This window comes from Rahnella sp. Larv3_ips (assembly GCF_003697865.1).
Taxonomy (GTDB): Bacteria; Pseudomonadota; Gammaproteobacteria; order Enterobacterales; family Enterobacteriaceae; genus Rahnella; species Rahnella rivi.
In genome coordinates, this window is record NZ_MJIB01000011.1 from 1 (window position 1) to 418 (window position 418).

At 60.3% G+C, this 418-nt stretch carries 1 protein-coding gene; it reads left to right on the forward strand.

Annotated features, from left to right (window positions below; genetic code table 11):
* A partial coding sequence (locus ED901_RS14855) for a phage tail tape measure protein (protein WP_122096485.1) occupies positions 1–418 on the forward strand: 418 nt, incomplete at both ends.

Sequence of the window (418 nt, forward strand, 5' to 3'; positions counted from 1 at the left end):
GAACAAGCTCGGGACGGCGCAGCAGGCCGAATACCTGAAAGTGATCTTCGGTGAAGAGGCGATGAAAGGCGCGGTGAAGCTGGTGGAGGCCGCAGGTAACGGCAGGCTGACCGAAAAGAAAACCGCGCTGGAAAACTCGCGGGGATCGGCGGCGTCGGTCGCGAAGGTGCAGACCGATAACCTCGACGGCGACCTTAAAAACATGCAGTCCGCGTTTGAGGATTTGCAGATCGAGACCTTTGATAAACAGGACTCCAGCCTGCGAAAGCTGACGCAATCCGCGACTGACTGGCTCGGCAACGTGGGCAAATGGGTGAAGGCTAACCCGAAGCTGACCGGCACTATCGTTAAGTCAGCGCTGGCGGTGACGAGCCTGGTTGTCGGCCTCGGCGTGCTGGGCGTGGTGGTCGGTCCGGTC